General features: G+C 66.0%; 20 protein-coding genes and 2 tRNA genes. 14 read left to right on the top strand and 8 right to left on the bottom strand.

Translation table 11 applies throughout. The annotated features are described in order from the left end of the window. Positions 1-15: 15 nt before the first annotated feature. From AB3X94_RS00275 to pncB, 3 genes are all read right to left on the bottom strand, one after another. Positions 16-1404, bottom strand: a complete 1389-nt coding sequence (locus AB3X94_RS00275; protein ID WP_368610773.1) for a sodium:proton antiporter — start codon at positions 1402-1404, stop codon at positions 16-18. 139 nt (positions 1405-1543) lie between these two features. Next, positions 1544-2206, bottom strand: coding sequence for a lactate utilization protein C (locus AB3X94_RS00270; RefSeq protein WP_368610544.1), 663 nt, complete (start codon positions 2204-2206; stop codon positions 1544-1546). Positions 2207-2394: 188 nt separating this feature from the next. Then, the gene (gene pncB, locus AB3X94_RS00265; protein WP_176105439.1) at positions 2395-3591 is read right to left on the bottom strand and encodes a nicotinate phosphoribosyltransferase; all 1197 of its coding nucleotides are present in this window, start codon (positions 3589-3591) and stop codon (positions 2395-2397) included. Between the two features lie 290 nt (positions 3592-3881). Here pncB and fdxA point away from each other — a divergent pair, with 290 nt between their 5' ends. From fdxA to AB3X94_RS00225, 8 genes are all read left to right on the top strand, one after another. Beyond that, positions 3882-4205 (top strand): ferredoxin FdxA, encoded by a 324-nt coding sequence (gene fdxA, locus AB3X94_RS00260; protein WP_090801209.1) that lies wholly within the window; start codon positions 3882-3884, stop codon positions 4203-4205. 119 nt (positions 4206-4324) lie between these two features. After that, positions 4325-4400, top strand: a tRNA-Asn gene (locus AB3X94_RS00255). A gap of 62 nt (positions 4401-4462) precedes the next feature. After that, positions 4463-4538: transfer RNA gene (locus AB3X94_RS00250), tRNA-Asn, on the top strand. 156 nt (positions 4539-4694) lie between these two features. Continuing rightward, positions 4695-5171: a CreA family protein gene (locus tag AB3X94_RS00245; RefSeq protein WP_368610543.1), complete on the top strand. Its 477-nt coding sequence runs from the start codon at positions 4695-4697 to the stop codon at positions 5169-5171. A gap of 116 nt (positions 5172-5287) precedes the next feature. Continuing rightward, entirely contained in the window at positions 5288-6130 is an 843-nt protein-coding gene (locus AB3X94_RS00240) for an AraC family transcriptional regulator (RefSeq protein WP_368610542.1), read from the top strand. A gap of 189 nt (positions 6131-6319) precedes the next feature. After that, positions 6320-7081, top strand: a complete 762-nt coding sequence (locus AB3X94_RS00235; protein ID WP_368610541.1) for an AzlC family ABC transporter permease — start codon at positions 6320-6322, stop codon at positions 7079-7081. Next, complete coding sequence (locus AB3X94_RS00230) at positions 7078-7401, top strand: AzlD domain-containing protein (protein WP_176105435.1); 324 nt, start codon at positions 7078-7080, stop codon at positions 7399-7401. Before AB3X94_RS00235 ends, AB3X94_RS00230 begins: the two co-directional genes overlap by 4 nt. Before the next feature lie 326 nt (positions 7402-7727). Continuing rightward, positions 7728-8495 (top strand): DUF4088 family protein, encoded by a 768-nt coding sequence (locus AB3X94_RS00225; RefSeq protein ID WP_176105434.1) that lies wholly within the window; start codon positions 7728-7730, stop codon positions 8493-8495. A gap of 30 nt (positions 8496-8525) precedes the next feature. Here AB3X94_RS00225 and AB3X94_RS00220 read toward each other — a convergent pair whose 3' ends face one another. The 3 genes from AB3X94_RS00220 to AB3X94_RS00210 form a co-directional block, all read right to left on the bottom strand. After that, positions 8526-10664 carry an ATP-dependent helicase gene (locus AB3X94_RS00220; protein ID WP_368610772.1) on the bottom strand — a complete coding sequence of 713 codons (2139 nt, stop codon included), beginning with the start codon at positions 10662-10664 and terminating at the stop codon, positions 8526-8528. Between the two features lie 121 nt (positions 10665-10785). Next, entirely contained in the window at positions 10786-11049 is a 264-nt protein-coding gene (locus AB3X94_RS00215; protein WP_184226540.1) for a hypothetical protein, read from the bottom strand. A 91-nt stretch (positions 11050-11140) separates the two neighbouring features. After that, on the bottom strand, positions 11141-11659 hold the full coding sequence (locus AB3X94_RS00210) for a hypothetical protein (RefSeq protein WP_368610540.1): 519 nt from the start codon (positions 11657-11659) through the stop codon (positions 11141-11143). 358 nt (positions 11660-12017) lie between these two features. Here AB3X94_RS00210 and AB3X94_RS00205 point away from each other — a divergent pair, with 358 nt between their 5' ends. The 5 genes from AB3X94_RS00205 to fumC all read left to right on the top strand — a co-directional run bounded on the left by AB3X94_RS00205 (position 12018) and on the right by fumC (position 18506). Continuing rightward, positions 12018-12236 carry an RNA-binding S4 domain-containing protein gene (locus AB3X94_RS00205; RefSeq protein ID WP_013090085.1) on the top strand — a complete coding sequence of 73 codons (219 nt, stop codon included), beginning with the start codon at positions 12018-12020 and terminating at the stop codon, positions 12234-12236. 297 nt (positions 12237-12533) lie between these two features. Next, entirely contained in the window at positions 12534-13949 is a 1416-nt protein-coding gene (locus AB3X94_RS00200) for an MATE family efflux transporter (protein ID WP_368610539.1), read from the top strand. Positions 13950-14285: 336 nt separating this feature from the next. Beyond that, positions 14286-15245: a bile acid:sodium symporter family protein gene (locus AB3X94_RS00195; RefSeq protein WP_368610538.1), complete on the top strand. Its 960-nt coding sequence runs from the start codon at positions 14286-14288 to the stop codon at positions 15243-15245. 126 nt (positions 15246-15371) lie between these two features. Further along, on the top strand, positions 15372-17093 hold the full coding sequence (locus AB3X94_RS00190; protein ID WP_246391781.1) for a phospholipase D family protein: 1722 nt from the start codon (positions 15372-15374) through the stop codon (positions 17091-17093). Positions 17094-17108: 15 nt separating this feature from the next. Further along, positions 17109-18506: a class II fumarate hydratase gene (fumC, locus tag AB3X94_RS00185; protein ID WP_176105429.1), complete on the top strand. Its 1398-nt coding sequence runs from the start codon at positions 17109-17111 to the stop codon at positions 18504-18506. 64 nt (positions 18507-18570) lie between these two features. Here fumC and AB3X94_RS00180 read toward each other — a convergent pair whose 3' ends face one another. Together AB3X94_RS00180 and AB3X94_RS00175 are read right to left on the bottom strand one after the other, a co-directional pair. Continuing rightward, positions 18571-19077: an acyl-CoA thioesterase gene (locus AB3X94_RS00180; protein WP_176105428.1), complete on the bottom strand. Its 507-nt coding sequence runs from the start codon at positions 19075-19077 to the stop codon at positions 18571-18573. 119 nt (positions 19078-19196) lie between these two features. Then, positions 19197-19337, bottom strand: a complete 141-nt coding sequence (locus AB3X94_RS00175; protein WP_176105427.1) for a hypothetical protein — start codon at positions 19335-19337, stop codon at positions 19197-19199. Between the two features lie 186 nt (positions 19338-19523). Between AB3X94_RS00175 and AB3X94_RS00170 the strand changes: the two genes are divergently transcribed. Further along, complete coding sequence (locus AB3X94_RS00170; RefSeq protein ID WP_176105426.1) at positions 19524-20237, top strand: helix-turn-helix transcriptional regulator; 714 nt, start codon at positions 19524-19526, stop codon at positions 20235-20237. Positions 20238-20298: the final 61 nt, after the last annotated feature.

Raw genomic sequence — 20298 nt, 5'->3', positions numbered from 1 at the left:
CTCGGCGTTGCAGAGTCAGCGTCGAAAAAAGAGCCAGCCGGTCAGCGCGAACAACGGCAGCAACATCGCGCCGGACCAGCCCATATATGCGAAAAAGCTCGGCATGCGCACGCCGCGCGATTGCGCCATCGCCTTCACCATGAAGTTCGGCGCGTTGCCAATATAGGTATTGGCACCCATGAACACGGCACCGGCCGAAATCGCCGCGAGCGTGGTTGCTCCGGTGGTCATCAACGTCTGCGCGTCGCCGCCGGCCAAATTGAAGAACACGAGATAGGTCGGCGCGTTGTCGAGAAACGAAGATAGCAGGCCGGTCGCCCAGAAGTACATGATGTCGCGCGGCTCGCCCGACGGATCGTTGACCAGATGGACGATGCCCGCGAACGCGCCGGCTTCCCCCGCGCGCAGGATCATGATGACCGGCACGATCGTCACGAAGATGCCGGCGAACAGTTTGGCGACTTCCTCGATCGGCGCCCAGTTGAAGTCATTGCCGGCACGGGCGGCGCGCGGAGTCCACGCGAGCGACAGCAGCGTGACGACGATCAGCGCGGCGTCGCGCACGATGTTTTGCAACGCGACGTGGGCACCCAGTACGTCGAATGTGATTTGCGGGCGCCACAGTCCGCTCATCAGCACGAGCGCGATCGCCGCGGCGAGCAGCACGAAATTGATCTTGCCGTCGATGCCGAGCGGCGCGCCGTCGGGCGTCGGATCGAGGAAGGCGGAACGCGCCTCCTCGCGCTGGTGAAAATAGTACGAGTCGAGTGCATAGAAAGCGGCGAGCAGCATGCCGCTCACGAACAGCATCGGAGCCGCGAGATGCGTGGTGGTCCAGAAAAAATTCACGCCTTCGAGAAAGCCGAGGAAGAGCGGCGGATCGCCGAGCGGCGACAGCGCGCCCCCAATGTTCGCGACGAGGAAGATAAAGAACACCACCACGTGGGTCACATGGCGGCGATTGTCGTTGGCGCGCAGCAGCGGGCGGATCAGCAGCATTGCCGCGCCGGTCGTCCCCATCACGCTCGCGAGCAACGTGCCGAGCGCGAGAATCGCGGTGTTCAGGCGCGGCGTGCCGTGCAGATTGCCGCGCACGCAGATGCCGCCCGCGACGGTGTAGAGCGCGGTCAGCAGAATGATGAACGGGATGTACTCGTCGAGCATGGCATGCGCGAGCGCGCCTAGCGCGGCGCTCGTGCCGAAGCTCACGGCGAACGGCACGATGAACGCGAGCGCCCACGCCGCGGCGATCTTGCCAAAATGGTGATGCCAGAAGGCTGGCGCGATCAGCGGAAAGATCGCGATCGACAGCAGCACACCCGCGAAGGGCAAGCCCCACAGCGCTGACAAGCGCGCACCGTCGAGCGTCGCAGCCTGCACGGACGGCGCACACAGCGCGAGCATGGAGGCAACGGCGAGCCACAGGCCCGCGCGACCAGACAGCGAACTCATGCCGATACAGGACGCGCGACGGTTTGCCAACGCACGAACGACGGATACCGCGTGTGTCGCATATGCGACAGCAAGCCGCCGCGCGACGCGTTCAAGCATCCTGCACGACGATCGCATGCACGCGGTAAGGGCCGTGCGCGCCCAGCACGATGGTCTGCTCGATATCGCCGGTGCGCGACGGCCCCGATATGAAATTGACCGCGCGCGGCAGTTCACCGCGCTCCTTGCGAATCAGACCGAACGCCTCCTCATGACCCGCGACGATGCGCGACGCCGGCACGATCGCGATATGCGTCTCCGGAAGCAGCCCGGCCGACGCATACGTCTCGGGTCCGGACAGCAACACGAGTGTGCCTGTCTCCGCGGTCGCGCAGAAGCAGCCGGTGAGACCGACCGCGTCGTGGTCTTGAGGTTTGCGAAATTCGACGGCGAGGCCGGCTTCGGCCCACGGCAGATCGCGCAGCGTTTGCCATGCGATGGCCTGCAACGGCAAGCCCTCTTGGGTCAGATAGCGATGCGCGGCGGCGGGCACATCGGCGAGGGTTTGAACGGTGTCGACGGTGGTCGCCATCTTCTGCGCTTCTTCAATGAACTGCGCGCGCAGATCGGCGGGGATGTCCGGACGCGGCCCGGCCGGATGACGCGCGAGATAGTCCGCCGCGGCTTCGCGCTCGGCGGCGCTCGGCTCGGGCTCGCGCCCTTGCGCGGCGCGGATGCGCGCCAGAATGTTGCGGCGGGCAATCGATGTGTCCATGGGCGAAATCCTCGTGTCGACAGCCGTGCGATATGGCGAGGATTATACCGGTGGCATTCCATGCAAACACCCTGGCCGAACGGCATATTGCCGGGCGCCGGGAGTGCGGCGACACTGTTCGCCGCACCACCCCGAACGCGAGCAGATCATGAACAGGCGACGAACCGAACGGCAGGCCGCGAAGCGCGCTATTTGGCCGCCTCTTCTTCCGGCTGCGCGATGCCGAACACCTGGCGCAGATACGCGAGATACGCCTTGTCCTCGCACATGTTCTTGCCCGGCGAATCGGACAATTTCGCGACCGGCTGACCGTTGCAGCGGACCATCTTGATCACGATTTGCAGCGGGTTGTAGCCGAGGTCGTTGGTCAGATTGGTGCCCACCCCGAACGCGAGCTTGCAGCGGCCGCGGAAGCGCTCGTAGAGCTGCAGCACCTTCGGGATGTCGAGCGCGTCGGAGAACACGAGGACCTTGGTGCGCGGGTCGCAGCGATTCGCCTCGTAGTGCTTGAGCAGGCGCTCGCCCCAGTCGAACGGATCGCCGGAATCGTGGCGAGCGCCGTCGAACAGCTTGCAGAAGTACATGTCGAAGTCGCGCAGGAACGCCTGCATGCCGTACACGTCGGAGAGCGCAATCCCGAGGTCGCCGCGATATTCCTTCGCCCACATCTCGAAGCCGAAGATCTGCGAGTCGCGCAGCCGCGGACCGAGCGCCTGGCAGGCCTGCAGGTACTCGTGCGCCATCGTGCCGAGCGGCGTCAGGCTGTGCTTCATCGCGTAGAAGACGTTGCTCGTGCCGGCGAACTGCTCGCCGAGGCCGTCCTTCAGCGTGAGGATCACCTCCTCGTGCCATTGCTTCGAGAAGCGGCGGCGCGTGCCGTAATCGGCGATCTTGCAGTCGGCGTATTCGGGACGCGCGCCGAGCAGTTGGATCTTGTCGAGCAGACGGCCGCGGCCTACGTGATAGTCGGGCGTTTGCTGCGTGTTGCGGAAATAGACTTCGTTGACGATCGCGAGCACCGGGATTTCGAAGAGGATCGTATGCAGCCACGGCCCCTTGATGTCGATGTCGATTTCGCCATTGCCCTTCGGCGACGGCGTGATCGAAATGTACTTCTCGTTCAGATGGAACAGCGCGAGGAACTCGATGAAGTCGCCCTTGATGAAGCGCATGCGGCGCAGGTAGTCGAGTTCATCGTCGGTGAAACGCAGTTCGCAGAGCTTGCGCACTTCGTCGCGAATCTCGCCGATGTAGGGCACCAGATCGACGTTCGGCGTGCGGCAGCGGAAGCGGTACTCCACGTTCGCGGCGGGGAAGTGATGCAACACCACCTGCATCATCGTGAACTTGTACAGATCGGTATCGAGCAGCGAAGTAATAATCATGATGGTACGAACTGGACCGCTGAAAAAACGAAACGGGCTCACGGCCCCGTTGCAACGGGCGCGCTGAACCGAGCGGCGCGCCAACCTGACGCATGTTACCCGAATGCGTCCGCATCCATCGTGCCACCGGCCTGCGCCGGCTGTCCGCGGCCATTTGCGGCACCTCATAAACTAATCACAAAAACATATAAGACGCACAGGCCGATGTTTCATCTGCCTGTTGACGTTAAGTTACAATAACTCTTTTGGCGTCCGCGCCTTCCCTGATTCCGCATGCAGGAGCTGCCTGAATGACTCACGTTGTGACCGAAAGCTGCATCAAGTGCCGCTATACCGACTGCGTCGATGTATGCCCGGTGGACTGCTTTCGCGAAGGTCCCAACTTCCTCGCGATCGACCCCGATGAATGCATCGACTGCGCCGTGTGCGTAGCCGAGTGCCCGGTGAACGCCATCTATGCCGAAGAAGACGTGCCGGGCGACCAGCAGGACTTCATCGCGCTGAACGCCGACCTGGCGAAAGCGTGGCCCAGCATCACGAAGACCAAGGCACCGCTGCCGGAAGCCGAGGAATTCAAGGACGTGAAGGAAAAGCTCGCGTTGCTCGCGCGCTGAGCAGGGCACGCCTGTCGCGTGCCCTGCCCGTTCAGAATTAATATGAAGACGAACGCAGAGGTATTGACAGGCGTTTAAGCCGCCTCTACAATTTCGCTTCTCTGCTGTTGTTGTTCTGTTCCTCGATAGCTCAGTCGGTAGAGCGCCGGACTGTTAATCCGTAGGTCCCTGGTTCGAGCCCAGGTCGAGGAGCCAAGAATTGCAAAAGCCCGTTAACCAAGACGGGTTTTTTTATGTAGATCAACTTGTACTGCTGTTCCTCGATAGCTCAGTCGGTAGAGCGCCGGACTGTTAATCCGTAGGTCCCTGGTTCGAGCCCAGGTCGAGGAGCCAAAAAATTGAAAGGCCCGCATCCGTGCGGGCCTTTTTATTTTTGCGCCCCGATCGCCCGCCTCACGCGCGCGGCACGCCGTTATACGATGTCGGCTTCACGGCGCACGTTTCACCCCTCTGGCGCCGGCTCACCCCAGACACTCAACCGGCACGCTCATGAAATCCACCTCGCTACACATCGCGCTCACGGCGATCGGCGCCCTGCTGCTTTCTTCGGCGCACGGCGAAGAAATCGCCAGCGTCAATACGAATTTTCACGTTACAGGCTCCGACCGCGTGGTCGTCGAAGCCTATGACGATCCCGTCGTGCAAGGCATCACCTGCTACGTGTCGCGGGCGCGGACCGGCGGCGTCAAAGGTACGCTCGGCATCGCCGAAGATCCGACCGAGGCGTCGATCGCGTGTCGCCAGGTCGGGGAGCTGCATTTTACCGGCCCCATCAAGCAGAAGGACGACGTGTTTTCGGTCAGCATGTCGCTGATCTTCAAGTCGCTGCACGTGGTGCGGGTGGTCGACACGAAGCGCAACGCGCTGGTCTATCTGACCTACAGCGACCGTGTGGTCAGCGGCAGCGCGAAAAACAGCGTGAGCGCCGTGCCGATGCCGACCGGCACGACGATTCCGCTCAAGTAACGCAAGTACCGTCAATTGACGGCGCGAGCGGCACGCGGCGCGCCTGCGCGCCTGCGCGCCCGCCGCCGTCCCCGCCCACGACGCGTTAAACTGACCGGTCCAGTTGGACTTTCGTCATGACCGCCACCTCTCGTTTCCGCGATTCCGCCCACTACTGGCGCACGCCGCTACTGCCCGGCGCGGATCTGCTCACCGCCGAATACCACGACCACGAGTTCGCGCCGCATTGGCACGACGCCTACACGATCCCGGTGATCGTCGCGGGTGCGGAGTGCTATCGGTATCGCGGCGAGAACCATGTCGCCGAAGCGGGCAGCGTGCCGATCATCAATCCGGGCGAGTTGCATACGGGGTCGAAGGCGGTCGAGGCGGGCTGGCGGTATCGCGTGATGTATGCGCCGGTCGAGTTCCTCCGCGCGCTTGCCGACGAGGTTGCCGGCAAGCCGCAGGCGTTGCCGTGGTTTGCGCCCGGCGTGATCCGCGATCCCGATCTCGCGATGCGGCTCGCGCACGCCCACCGTCTGCTCGAAGCCGGCGACGACGCGCTCGCCGCCGAAGCCGCGATGCTCGACGCACTGTCAACCGTGCTGGTCCGCTATGCGCAGACGCGCCCCGCCTCCGCGCGCGTCGCGACCGACGACACCCGCGTCGCACTGATGCAGGAGCGGCTGACCGGTGACCTCGTCGAACCGGTGACGCTCGCCGAGGTCGCCAAGGCCGCGGGTCTGTCGCCGTTCCACGCGGCGCGGCTATTCACGCAGTCGACCGGCCTACCGCCTCATGCGTGGCGCAATCAGGTGCGCCTGCAGCGCGCGCTCGCGCCGTTGCGCGCCGGCGTCCCGGTGACCGACGTCGCCGCCGCAAGTGGCTTCACCGATCAGAGCCATTTCACGCGGCATTTCCGGCGCATGTTCGGCGTGCCGCCGGGCCAATGGCAAGGAACGCAGCGCGGCCCGTAACGCGCGATGCGGCACCGCCGTCGCGTGCGCCGCACGCAGTGAGCATCGCGCCGCAATTCGCCTGTCTGCGCCAGCCCTTCATCAGCCATCCCCCGCTACGCCGTAGCCCCCGCCAGCAACCCGCCGCAAGAACGTACAAGTCCGAAGGCCCGTCAGTCGCTATGCTTCCGAAAATCAAGGAGGCTCAGATTGACCGATTCCACCCAAGGCCAGCCCACCCGCGGCAGTCATCTCAAAAAATGCGCCGCCGGCGCGCGCGACATCATCCCGATGATGGTCGGTGCCGCGCCGTTCGGCGTCATTTTCGGCACGCTCGTGACGTCCGGCCCGCTGCATCTGTGGCACGGCCAGTTGATGTCGCTCGTCGTCTTCGCGGGTTCCGCGCAGTTCATCGCGCTCGGGCTGATCGCCGGACATGCGAGCTTCGCCGTAATCTGGGCGACCACGCTCGTCGTCAATCTGCGTCACGTGCTGTATAGCGCCACGCTCGCGCCGCACGTCGCGCATCTGCCGAAGCGCTGGCGCTGGGCGCTCGGCGCGCTGCTCACCGACGAAGTCTTCGCGGTCGCGTGGGAGCACTACCGGCATCGCGAGCCGGGTACCGTCGGTCCGTACTACTTCTTTGGCGCCGGCGTCGCGATGTATCTGAACTGGCAACTGTGGACCGTCGCCGGCCTGCTGTTCGGCGCGGCCTTCCCGGGCCTGCAGTCGCTCGGCCTCGACTTCGCGATGGTCGCGACGTTCATCGCGATCGTCGTGCCGCAACTGGTCGCGCTGCGCTATATCGCGGCGGCCGTCACCGCCGGCACGCTGGCGTTTTTCTGGCAAGCGTGGCCGTATAAGCTCGGCCTGCTCGGCGCGGTGTTCGCGGGAGTCGCGGTCGGCGTGCTGCTGTCGATGTCGCGTCTGAACCTGCGTGGCGCGCGCCGTCCGGTGGAGGCCACGCGATGAACTACGTCGTTCTGATCGTCGGCATGGCCGCGATTACGTGGTTGATCCGCGCGGCCGTATTCGTGCTCGGCGAGCGCCTCGTGTTCCCGCCGCTGATGCGCACGGCGCTCAGCTTCGTGCCGGTCACCGTGCTGACCGCGATCATCGTCCCGATGGCCGTGTCGCCGCACGGCAACAACGCCGAGTTGACCTGGCGCAATCCGCAGCTGGTCGGCGCGCTCGCCGCGATCGTCGTGAGTGCCGTGACGCGCAGGCCGCTGCTGACGATCGCAGTCGGTCTCGTCGTGTTCTTCGTGTGGCAGTGCGTGGTGCTGAAGTAAGCGCGCCCTTTCTCCACGCTCATCGACTCGTCAGCGGTCCGTCGACGCATCGCGGACCGCGCCCCCCTCTCCCAGCGGCAGCGAGGCGCGCAAGCGCCCGAAGCCTCCCTCCAAAGCCCGCAACCGTCGCCGGGCCGCCCTCAAGTTTCCCGCCACCCCGCCGATATGCAGTCGAGGTCCGCTCATCGGGAGTCGTCCCGTTGGTTACGCGGCAACAGCTTGAAATCGAGCGCGTCGGCAGCCGGCGTCGCGTCGCCTCGGTCCGGGAGTGACCGGGCGATCGTGCGACGGCGCGCCGCGCGCGGCCGCATTAAACGGGATAACACATGGGTCAAATCACCCTGAAACTGAAGGACGAGACCGTCGCTTCGCTGCGCAAAGACTTCGAGGCCTTTTTGCGGGTCTCGCTGAAGCTCGATCCGCAGTTCGCGACGCCGTCGTTCGAAGATTTCTTGCGCGCGAAGCTGCTCGACAACATGGTGCCGCTCACCGAGCACGCGGTGCAGCGGATGCTGCAAGGCGGCCAGTACGCGTGGGCCAAACGCACGCTCGACAAGGAGTTTCCCGACGTCGTGTCGATCCTGATGCGCCAGGCGAGCGAGTTCGGCTTCGGTTTCGCGGCGCGCTCGGAATGGACGCCCGAGGAGCTCACCAAGCAATGCCGCGACTGGGCCGCCGCGATCGTCAAGGAAGCGGAAGGCGACGCGACGCTGGTCGATCCGCTCGCCTCGCAGATCAAGAGCACGGTGCAGGACATCCAGGCGCTCGAGGAAGTGATGCAGACGCCGGCATGGCGGCTGGTCGAATCGCTGCGCCAGCGCGTCTACGAGGCGAAGATCGCGTGCGAGACGAGCGTCGGCAGCACCGCGCGCGAGAAGCTCGGCGAACTGCGTGGGCTGTTGCGGCTCGGCATTTCGCACGGCACGTTCCAGAAGCAGGAAGCGCAGCAGATCATGGAGTATCTGCGGCTTTTGAAGCCGGAGATTTTCGTCGAGGAGCCGTACGACGTGTTCTCGCGGCTCGCGGCATGGCTGCGCAATTTCTTCGTGCCGCCGCCTCCGGTCGCGCAGCAACAGCAGCGGCAGCCGCGTTGAGCTTCCGCTGACCCGAGCGGCGCCGGCCGCTCAGTCCCACATCTTCCTGAGCTTCGCCGCGATCTCGATCCTGGCCTGCGCGGCCGCGGCGAGCCCGGCCGCGCTCGGCGCGCTAGCCGCCGGCACGCGCGGCCATGCGTACGCGTCGAACAGCGGCAGCATCGGCGTGGCGATGAAGCGCGTGCGAGACGCCCACACATGGCGGTCGCCCAGATGGGTCTGGTTGTGCACGTAAAAGCGCTGCGGCACGACGATATGCAGGTCTTCCTTCGCGCGCGTCATCGCCACGTAGAGCAGGCGCCGCTCCTCGTCGATTTCCTCGTCGCTGCCGGTGCCCAGATCGGACGGAATGCAGCCGTCGACGCCATTCAGCACGAACACGTTGCGCCACTCCTGGCCCTTCGCCGAATGGATCGTCGACAGGATCAGGTAATCCTCGTCGATCAGCGGCACGCCGGATTCGTCGCTGGTGGCGTCGGGCGGATCGAGCGTCAACTCGGTCAGGAAGCGCTCTCGCGACGGATAGGTACCCGCAATGCTTTCCATCTGCAGCAGGTCCGCGTGACGGATCGCGGCGTCCTCGTGATTGCGCTCCAGATGCGGTTCGTACCAGCGCCGCACCATCTCGAACTCGGCGGGCCACGGCGTTTGCCGGCCATACACGCTCGACATCAGCTTGACGAACGGATGCCAGTCTTCCTGCGCCCTTGCGGGCGCCGCAAACGCGGCGAGCACACCGCCCGCGGTCGCGACCGGATCGCCGCCGTCCGCGCGCGCGACGATGTCGTCAAGCACCTTCGCCGCGGTGGCCGGACCGACGCCCGGCAGCAGCTGCACGACGCGAAAGCCGGCGACACGGTCGCGCGGATTCTCGGCCCAGCGCAGCACCGCGAGCACGTCCTTGACATGCACCGAGTCGAGAAATTTGAGCCCGCCGAATTTGACGAACGGGATGTTGCGGCGCGTGAGCTCGATCTCGAGCGCGGCGCTGTGATGCGCGGCGCGGAACAGCACCGCCTGCGACTTCAGCTTGACGCCCTGCTCGCGCGCTTCGAGCACCTGCTCGACGACGTAGCGAGCTTGCGCGGCGTCGTCGGCGACCGTGATGAGGCGCGGGCGTTGCGCCGACGCCTTGTCGGTCCACAGATTCTTCGTGTAGCGCTCGCTCGCGAGTTCGATCACCGCGTTCGACGCGGCGAGAATCGGCTCGGTGGAGCGATAGTTGCGCTCGAGCGTGACCTGCTTCGCGGGCGGCTCGAACTGCGTGGGGAAATCGAGGATATTGCGCACGGTCGCGCCGCGAAACGAATAGATCGACTGCGCGTCGTCGCCGACCACGGTCAGGCCGCGGCCGTCCGGCTTCAGCGCGAGCAGGATCGACGCCTGCAGGCGGTTGGTGTCCTGGTATTCGTCGACCAGCACATAGTCGAAGCGTGCCGACAGATCGGCCGCGATGCTGGGCTCGGCGGCCATGTGCGACCAGTAGAGCAGCAGATCGTCGTAGTCGAGCACGCTCTGCTTCTGCTTGGCGTCGACGTACGCGGCGAACAGCCTGCGCAGATCGTCCTCCCACTCGCGACACCACGGAAACGCGCTGTCCAATACCTGTCCGAGCGATGCACCGGTGTTGACGACGCGCGAGTAGATCGCGAAGCAGGTGCCCTTCGCCGGAAAGCGCCGCTCTTTCGCGGACAGTCCGAGCTCGTGGCGCACGAGGTTCATCAGATCGGCGGAGTCTTCGCGGTCGTTGATCGTGAACGCGGGTGCGAGGCCGATCAGATCCGCGTATTCGCGCAACAGCCGCGCGCCGACGCTGTGAAACGTGCCCGCCCACGTCAGGCCTTGCGCGAGCGCGGCGCGTGCACCGACGGTGGCAGCCGCGGCGCCGGTGATGCGTGTCACGCGGCGGGTCATTTCGAGCGCCGCGCGGCGCGAGAAGGTCAAAAGCAGGATGCGCTGCGGATCGGCGCCCTTCACCACCAGATTAGCGACGCGATGCGCAAGCGTGTTGGTCTTGCCGGAGCCCGCGCCCGCGATCACGAGCAGCGCGCCGGGCAGCGCGTCTGGCGTGTCGGTCCCGTATTCGACAGCTTCGCGTTGAGCGTCGTTGAGCTTGGCGAGCCAGGCGGCGGTATCGAACGACGGAGCGGATTCGGCGACGGTGGACACTGAGCGGTTTTTGCGGATTGGATGGATTTTCAGGATGCGACGCATACTGTATATCCATACAACCCCATGCGACAAGCGCCCCTTTTTTGGGCGCCTGCCTGGCGGTCTACACTGCGCGCTACTACTGCTTCTTCGCGTCCTTCACGTTGGCCTCGGCGGCGGCCTTGTCGGCATCGGCCTGCGCGTCGGTTTTGGTCTTGTCCGCTTTCGCCTGAGCGACCGCGGCTTTCTTGTCGGCCTTCGCCTGCTCTTTCGCGGCCTTCTTGTCCGCGTGGGTGGCGGGCGCCGAAGCCGGGTCCGCGGTCTGCGCGAGCACGGCCGATGACAGGCAAGCCGCGATCAGCGCGGCGTAAATGCGGTTTCGGCTGGAACGGTCGATGTTCATCTGGATTCTCCCTTAGGCACAGCTTGCAAAGTGACAGACGCCCGCGGCGCGGGAGCCTCGCCGACCCACGCGCCGCGGCATCCAGCAGGGCTTAATGTTTGACGTCCGCGCCGTCGGTCTGCGCGGCAGCCTGCCCTTCCATCTCTATCTTCATTTCGTTGTTGGCGCTCTGTTTGTCCGCCTTCTGGTTCAGCTTCGCGCCGCGCACCTGCTCCTTGTACTGGTCCTTCGCGGCCTTCTGCTCAGCCTTCAGTTCCGCTTTCGAGGACTTCTTCGCCGCGCGATACTCGGCGTTCGCCTTCGCGTCGGCGTCGCGCTTCTGTACGAACGGGTCGGTCGAGCCCGAAGCCGTCAGACGGCCCGGCGGCGGCGCGGCGACGCCTTGCGCGGCGGGCGCGCCCGGGACTTGCTGCATGCCTTGCGCCGACGGCGGGGCCTGCATGCCTTGAGCGCCGGCCGCGGACGGCGGCGCCATCTCGGCGGCCCCTTGGCTCTGGATCTGCGCCTGACCGCCGATGCCTGTTGCCGGCTGCGCGGTCTGCGCGACGGCGGACGTCGCGGCAAAAACGGTGAGGGCGGTACCGATCAGGAGCGTACGAATCTGGGTCATGGCTATCCTCTCTAGACTTAGTTGTGACACGGGCGGACTCTCTGGCGTCGTGATGACGGAATGGCCCACGCGCCCCGCTCGGTCTATGCGTCGCTGGATGGGTGGCCGGGGAGCGATCCCGGAATACCAGCGGGCTTTGCTGCTGAGGTGCACTTTAGGAGTGAAATCCGTCTGGTGCGACCAGCGTTACGCAACGTTTCACTCTCCACAACTGAATAACATCTACTTTCATTTGCTTGCGCGATGGCTCGCTCGATGCATCCAGCACAGGCGGGGACAGCCCCGCGCCGCCGCGCCGCCGTGCACTTGCTTTATGATGCGAACCCCCAACGCGACCCGTGCCCAAGGTGCAAACGCCATGCCCAATCTCAATTTCACGCTGACCGGCGAGTACGTCGAACTCCACAATCTGCTGAAGATCACGGGCCTCGCGGATAGCGGCGGTTCCGCGAAGATGATGGTCGCGGACGGCGCCGTGATGGTCGATGGCCGGGTCGAGACCCGCAAGACCTGCAAGATCCGCGCGGGCCAGGTCGTGTTGCTCGGCGACACGCGGATCGCGGTCCACGAAGGCTGACGCCACTCCGGAAATTCGCGGGACGCCGCGCACCGGAACTGTGCGTTGTCCATCGACATCGCCCGGGCGAGGCAATAAGCTGTCGGTTTCGACAGGTAAACGCGACGGACCGCGCCACGGGCGAGGAGTCGGCTGACCGGCTCGCCGCCGCGCCGCGGAATTTCTCCGCCCGCTGCCCCGCCGCTCCATCGCCCGTCGGAGCGCGGCGCGATGCAATGCGGCGCCGCTTGCGCCCGCCTCTCCCTGTCGCCACTGCGGTTGCCGCCGCAGTGGCCAACTTTCGCCGCCAGGCATTCGATGACTCAACCCAGCTTCGCCCACGCGGCCAGCCGGCCGCCGACCCTATCCCGCCACGCGGCCGACACCGCGCGGCTCGCCGCGCCGCTCGCGATCGCGCAACTGTCGCAGATGGCGATGAGCGTGACCGACACGATTCTGCTCGGCTCGCTGGGCCCCGACGCGCTCGCCGCCGGCGGCCTCGGCGCGAACCTCTTTTTCGTGGTCGTCACGCTGCTGCAGGGCGTGCTGACGTCGGTCAGCGTCAGCGTCGCGCACGCGCGCGGCGCGCAGGACGACGGCCGGGTGCCGCATATCTACTGGACCGGTTTCCTGCTGTCGGTGCTGCTGGCGGTGCCGGCGTTCATTCTGTTGTCGTTCGCGTCGCACATCCTGCTCGCGTTCGGCGAGCCGGGCCTGCTCGCGCACAACGTCGGCCAATACGCCGCGGTGCTGCGCTGGGGCGCACCCGCGAGCCTGATCGGCGTCGGCCTGATGCGCTCGTTCCTGCCGGCGATCGGCGCGGCGCGGCGGCTGCTGTGGGTGTCGATCTTGAGCGTCGGCGTGAACGGCTTTCTGAACTACGGGCTGATTCACGGCGCGTATGGGCTGCCGCGGCTCGGCTTTCTCGGCTCGGCGGCCGCGACCACGATCACCGTGTGGCTGACCGCGCTCGTGCTGATGGCGCTGCTGCATCTGCGGCCGCGCTTTCGGCATTTCGTCGTCGCGACGCGGCCGAAGCTGCCGCTGATGGGCGAACTGTTCGGCATCGGTTGGCCGGTCGCGATCACCTACGGCGTCGAGTCGACGCTGTTCCTTGCCACCGGCCTGATGGTCGGCCTGCTCGGCGAATCGCAACTGGCCGCGCATCAGATCGCGCTGAACGTCGCGTCGGTCGCGTTCATGGTGCCGCTGTCGATCGGCCAGGCGGCCAATGTGCGAGTCGGCTACTGGGCCGGCGCCGGTCAGCCGCTCGCCGCGCGCCACGCGGGCTTCGTCGCGCTCGCGCTCGGCGTCGGCTTCATGTCGATGTCGGGTCTCGTGCTGATCACCGCGCCGCATTGGATCGTCGGCCTGTATCTGCATCTCGACGATCCGGCCAACGCGCCGACCATTGCGCTCGCCAGTTCGCTGCTCGGCGTGGCGGCGATCTTCCAGATCGTCGACGGGATGCAGGCGGTAGGCTCCGGCTGTCTGCGCGGCCTGAAAGACACCCGCATCCCAATGATCGCCGCCGCGTTCGGCTACTGGGTGATCGGCTTCCCGACCGGCTATCTGCTCGCGTTTCACGCCGGCCTCGGCGCGCGCGGCTTGTGGTGGGGGCTGGCGGCAGGCCTCGCGAGCGTCGCGCTGCTGATGACACTGCGTTTTCACAAGCTGAGCGGCCGGCAACCGCCGACAGTGGCGTCAATCACACCGCCCGCGCACTCGGTTTGAGCGGCGCAGCGGCAAGGCTCACTCCTGAAGCACTCACTGTAAAAGGTAAAATGCCCGCCGCTGCACGCGAGCGCTAACCCGCGCTCACGCGCCAGGAACCGCACGACGGCGCGCCTCACCAAGGCAAAAGCCAGACTGGCGCCGCCGGAGCACCCACCATTGCCCGCGACGCGTGCGGCTTCGATTGGCCGCCCGTGTTTGCCGCGCTTTCGCCACGGCGCTTGCCGTAGCCGCTTCACCCGCTTCGGCGCGACGAACGCCGCAACGCCAGCCGACACCCGGCCGCGCCGCGGCCCCCGCTCTCTCGCGATACAACACAACCAAGGACCACCCGCCATGCTTGCCCGCGTCACCCGCCTGTTCCCGCTCTGGGCTGTGCTCGTCTCGGTCGCCGCGTACTTCTCGCCGGCCTCGTTTTCCGGCGTCGCGCCGCACGTCACCACGCTCCTCACGATCATCATGCTGGCGATGGGCGTCACGCTGTCGGCCGGCGATTTCCTGCGCGTGTTCACGCGCCCCGCGCCCGTGATCGCCGGCATCGTGCTGCACTACCTCGTGATGCCGCTCGCCGCATGGGTCATCGCGAAGGCGCTGCGCATGCCGCCCGACCTGACCGCCGGCATGGTGCTGGTCGGCAGCGTTGCGAGCGGCACCGCGTCGAATGTGATGATTTATCTCGCGCGCGGCGACGTCGCGTTGTCGGTGACGATCAGCGCGCTGTCGACGCTCGTCGGCGTATTCGCGACGCCGCTGCTCACGCGCCTTTACGTCGACGCGTCGATCGCCGTCGATGTGCACGGCATGCTGATGAGCATTCTGCAGATCGTCGCGCTGCCGATCGTCGTCGGTCTCGTCGTCAATCATCTGTTCGGTAAGCTGGTGTGCAAGATCGAACCGATCCTGCCGCTCGTCTCGATGGTCGCGATCGTGCTGATCATCGGCGCGGTGGTGGGCGGCACGCAGAAGAGCATCGCGTCGGTGGGCTTCCTCGTGATGGTCGGCGTCGTGCTGCACAACGGCATCGGCCTGCTCGGCGGCTATTGGGGCGGCCGTCTGCTCGGGTTCGACGAAGCCGTCTGCCGGACGCTCGCGATCGAAGTCGGCATGCAGAACTCCGGCCTCGCCGCGACGCTCGGCAAGCTCTACTTCACGCCGATCGCCGCGCTGCCAGGCGCGCTGTTCTCGGTCTGGCACAACCTGTCGGGTTCGCTGCTCGCGGGCGTGTGGGCGGGCCGACCGGCGAAAGGCTCGACGCATCCCGATGGCGAGCGCGCGCTGCACGTCGAGCGCGCCTGATACCGCCCCCGCGCGCCGCGGTTTGCAGCACGTGATCGATCACCGAACCGCGGCGCCCTCGCGACCAACGCGCGGCACTCCGCTGCGTTTGCCGACGTACGCGGAACCCGCCCCAATTCCCTTAGAATGGTTTTCTCGACAGCGGGCACAGGCCTTCGCTGTCGCCACGCGAAAAGCTTGCAACAAGGGGAAAACAGCGTGCAGGGCCAATTCGAACAACATCGGCGGGCCGCGCGCCGCCGCTCGATAGTCAGCACAACGAGCCAAATCTTCCTGCTCTGTTGCGCGGCGGCATTTTTGACCGCCTGCGCGACGAAGCCGCCCGCCACCGCGTTCGACCGCCAGGTGACGCACGCGCTGCCGGCCACCGCCGATACGCCGCTGCGCGAAGCGCTCGCGCCGCTCGAGGCGAAGCATCCGGAGCAGTCGGGTTTCCGTGTGCTGGCGAACGGCACCGACGCGCTGCAAATGCGCATCGCGCTTGCGCGCGCGGCGACCAAAACCCTCGACATGCAGTACTACATTGCCAACGAGGACACCACCGGCAAGCTGCTGCTCGGCGCCGCGTTATATGCGGCCGATCACGGCGTGCGGGTGCGCATGCTGGTCGATGACCTGAACTTCAAGGACATCGACCGCATCATGGCGGGCCTGGACACGCACGAGAACATCGAGATCCGCGTATTCAACCCGTTCGGCAGCGCGCAGGAAGGCTTGTTCGAGCGCACCACGAACCTGTTCACGCAGATCGGCCACTTCACGCGCCGCATGCACAACAAGGCGATGATCGCGGACAACCAGTTGGCGATCGTCGGCGGTCGCAACCTGGGCGACGAGTACTTCAGCGCGAGCGAAACGCTGCAGTTCCGCGACCTCGACGTGCTCGCGGCGGGCCCGATCGTCGCCGACGTCTCCGCGAGTTTCGACGACTACTGGAACAGCGAGCTCGCCTATCCGCTGCGTGCGCTGAACAAGCAGAAGTTCGACCAGAAGGAACTCGACCAGACGCGCGACGACCTGCGCCATCACTGGCGCACCAATGCCGATCCGTACAACGCGAAACCGCTGAACGCGACGCCGCTTGCCGCGCAGATCACGAGCGAGCAGCTCGGCCTCACGTGGGCGGACGCGGAATTCCGGGTGGACCTGCCGGAGAAGATCGAGCATCCGTCGCCGGACTACGTGAGCCCGCCGCTCGCGCGGCTGCGCGAACTGATGCGCGACGCGCAGCACGATTTCCTGATCGTGTCGCCCTACTTCGTGCCGCACGCCGCGGGGGTGCAGGCGGCCAGCGAGCTCACGCATCGCGGCATCCGTATCGCGGTGCTGACCAACTCGCTCGCGGCCACCGACGCGGTCGCCGTGCAGGCCGGCTACAGTCCGTTTCGCGTGCCGCTGCTGAAGGCCGGTGTCGAGCTGTACGAATTCAGGCCGCGCCAGGAAACGCCGAACGTCGGGCTGGTCGGCTCGCGTTCGCGCGCGAGCCTGCATGCGAAAGCCTACGTGATCGACCACAAGATTCTCGTGATCGGCTCGATGAACCTCGATCCGCGCTCGGCCAATCTGAACACCGAGCTGGCGCTGGTGATCCACAGCCCCGAACTGGCGAATCAGGTCGCGAGAATCTTCGAGCGCGGGACCCAGCCGGAGCAGAGCTACCACGTAACGCTCGCGGACTCGGCCCAGCTCGCCTATCTGCGCTCGATCGGCGCGCCGCTGTCGCCGCTCGTCTGGACCGACGTCGAGAACGGCGAGACACGCACCTACATTTTCGATCCGCAGGCCGGTTTTTACCGGAATGTGCTAACCGGTCTATTCTCGTTATTGCCTGTCAACTCGGAACTTTGAGAAGCGGAGTCAACCATGACTGAAGACGTACGGATGGAGCGCGACACCTTCGGCGAAATCGCGGTGCCGAACGCTCGCCTGTGGGGTGCGCAGACGCAGCGCTCGCTGCAGAACTTCAAGATCTCGACGGAAAAGCAGTCGCCCGAACTGATCACCGCGCTCGCGGTGATCAAGCGCGCGGCCGCCGAAGTCAATCTCGGCCTCGGGGTGCTCGACGAGCAGAAGGCGCGCGCGATCATGCAGGCGGCCGACGAGATCATCGACGGCAAGCATCCGGGCGAATTTCCGCTCGCGGTCTGGCAGACCGGCTCGGGCACGCAGACCAACATGAACCTCAACGAGGTGATCGCGAACCGCGCGAGCGAACTGCTCGGCGGCGAGCGCGGCGAAGCGCGCAAGGTGCATCCGAACGATGACGTGAATCGCGGGCAGTCGTCGAACGACGTGTTTCCTACTGCGATGCACGTGGCCGCCGCGGACGCGATCGTCAAGCATCTGCTGCCCGCGCTGAAAACGTTGCGCGATACGCTCGACGGCAAGGCGAAAGCGTTTACCGATATCGTCAAGATCGGCCGCACGCACCTGCAGGATGCGACGCCGCTCACGCTCGGCCAGGAATTCTCCGGCTATGTCGCGCAGCTCGAGCATGGCATTCGGCACGTCGAGTCGGCGCTGCCGCACCTGTACGAGCTCGCACAGGGCGGCACCGCGGTCGGCACGGGACTGAACGCGCATCCGAAGTTCGCCGACAGCGTCGCCGCCGCGATCGGCAAGCTGACCGGTTTGCCGTTCGTGTCGGCGCCGAACAAGTTCGAGGTAATGGCCGCGGCCGACGCGCTCATCTTCGCGCACGGCGCGCTCAAAACGGTAGCGGCGAGCCTGAACAAGATCGCCAACGACATCCGCTGGCTCGCGAGCGGCCCGCGCTGCGGTCTCGGCGAGCTGTCGATCCCGGAAAACGAGCCGGGCAGCTCGATCATGCCGGGCAAGGTCAATCCGACCCAGTCCGAAGCACTGACGATGCTGTGCGCGCAGGTGTTCGGCAATGACGTCGCGGTGAACATCGGCGGCGCGAGCGGCAACTTCGAGCTGAACGTGTTCCGGCCGATGATCGCGCACAACCTGCTGCAGTCGGTGCGCCTGCTCGCCGACGGCGCGCAGAGCTTCAATGACAACTGTGCGGTCGGCATCGAGCCGAATCACGAGCGCATCGATACCTTGCTGAACGAATCGCTGATGCTGGTGACGGCGCTCAATCCGCACATCGGCTACGACAAGGCCGCGCAGATCGCGAAAAAGGCACACAAGGAAGGCACGACGCTGAAGGCGTCGGCACTGGCGCTCGGCTATGTCACCGAGCAGCAGTTCGACGAGTGGGTGCGACCGAACGATATGGTCGGACGCACGGCATGATGATCCGCGAGGCGGCGTGAAGGAAGGCGCGCAAACGGGCGCGCCGCGCGCCGCCCCGCTGCGCTCAGATTTTCCCCTGCGCGACTTCTTCCGGCTTCAGCTCGACGATCGCGTCGAGCGCTTCCTTCACGTCCATCGCGTACCTGGCGAGGCGCTTCTGCTCCTCGGTCTCCGGCAAGAAGGCGGGGACCGGCACCGGATGGCCGTTCTCGTTGACGGCGACCATCACGACGAGACAGTCGGTGGTCTGCAGCAGTTCACCGCCCTTCGGGTCGCCCGCGTGCACCGACACGTGGATGTGCATGCTGGTACGGCCCGTGGCGACGACGCGCGCGCGCAGTTCGACCAGATTGCCGACGAGAATCGGCCGACGAAAACGGATATTGCCGACGCTGACCGTCACGCAATAGCGCCCCGACCATACCGCCGCGCATGCATAGGCGGTTTCGTCGATCCACTTCATCAGCGCGCCGCCGTGCACCTTGCCGCCGAAGTTGACCGAGGTCGGCTCGGCGAGAAAGCGGAAGGTGGTTTCCGAACGGTCCAGCGGTGCAGTGGGAACAGTGCTCATCTTGACTCCGGTCAATCGGATGCATTGAAAGGAGGCGATTATACGAGCGCAATATTGCGCGCGGCGCGGCGTCGCATGGAAGACGCGGCGCGCGGCACGCCGATGGGCCGGCGGTCGGCCTAGTTGTGAAAGGTGATCCCTTGGTCGATGGTGCCGTACATGCTGATGCTGCCGCTGCCGGCCGAGCCCGAGCCGGCTCCGCCCCCTGCGCAGGCGGTAAACAGCAGAACCGTCGCGGCGACGGCCAGAAGCGTTTTCATCACATCGAATTCCTGCAAGAACAGGCTTCGATTCTAGCCTGGCGGCACGAGACGGCGCGGGAACGCGGGCGAGCGTGACACGTCCGTCACATTGATTGTTCACGCAAAGCTGAAACATCGAATACCTGATGCGCGTAGAGTAGGAATCGTGGCGGCGCCCTTTGCCACCCCTTCAGGAGATTCGCGATGACCGCCCCCCTCTTAGACGACCAGAACCACTTCCCCGGCCTGAGCCGCATCGGCGCGCTACTCGCCGATCCCGGCCGCGCCGCGATGCTGTGGGCGCTGATGGACGGCAGCGCGCGCCCCGCGGGGGAACTGACGATGATCGCGGGGCTGTCGCCATCGGCGGCGAGCGCCCATCTCGGACGGCTCACCGACGGCGGGCTGCTCTCGCTCGAAGTGCGCGGCCGGCATCGCTATTTCCGTATCGCGTCGGCGGACATTGCCGCATCGATCGAAGCACTCGCGAACGTCGCGCAAGTCAGCGCGCCGCAGCGCTCCGTGCCGCGTCCGGCACGCACCGTGCCGCTGGAAATGCGCTTTGCGCGCACCTGCTACGACCACATGGCCGGCGAGCTGTCGGTGCGGATGTTCGAGCGCATGCTCGAGCGCGGGTTGCTGACGCAAAACGGCGCCTCGCTCGAAGCGACCGCGCAGGGCGCCGCCCGCTTCGCCGACTGGGGCATCGACCTCGCCGCGCAGAAGACCCGGCGGCGGCGCTTCGCGTGCACCTGCCTCGACTGGAGCATGCGCCGGCCGCATCTGGGCGGCGCGCTCGGTGCGGCGTTGCTCGACGCGTGGTCGGCGCATGGCTGGGTCGAGCGGACGGAGCGGCCGCGCGTGCTGCGCGTCACGCCGGCCGGCCATCAGCAATTCGATGCGTTTCTGGCCGGATAGACCGCTGAACCGGCTTTGCCGCGGAGCCGCGGGACCCGCGCGAGACCCGCGCGAGACCTTT

The organism is Paraburkholderia sp. BR10923 (genome assembly GCF_040948765.1).
Classification (GTDB): Bacteria; Pseudomonadota; Gammaproteobacteria; order Burkholderiales; family Burkholderiaceae; genus Paraburkholderia; species Paraburkholderia youngii.
This window is presented reverse-complemented; position numbering and strand designations above follow the sequence as displayed.